Consider the following 241-nt stretch of genomic DNA (forward strand, 5'->3'; position numbering starts at 1 on the left):
GTTTGTTGGTGCTGGATCGAACTGAGCTGGAAGAGGATGTGGAGCTGCGTGGCGACAACGTCTACTACGCCTCCGGACGTCCGTTCAAGGGTAACCTCACGAAACGCCAGATTCACCTTCTTCGAACGGTCGGACGCTTGATGGCGCCAACGAAAGGAGAGTCCAGCCGAGACTTCGTGACGATGGCAACGAAGTTCTAAATGCACGGACTATATGGCGCCGTCTGTGGCTGCCATGCGAC

General features: G+C 56.4%; 1 protein-coding gene. It reads left to right on the forward strand.

Translation table 11 applies throughout. The annotated features are described in order from the left end of the window. A partial coding sequence (locus SB660_RS23360) for a hypothetical protein (protein ID WP_410584950.1) occupies positions 1-200 on the forward strand: 200 nt, incomplete at its 5' end. Between the last annotated feature and the right edge of the window lie 41 nt (positions 201-241).

The sequence above is a fragment of the Bacillus sp. SIMBA_005 genome (genome assembly GCF_046535585.1).
Lineage (GTDB): Bacteria > Bacillota > Bacilli > Bacillales > Bacillaceae > Bacillus > Bacillus pumilus.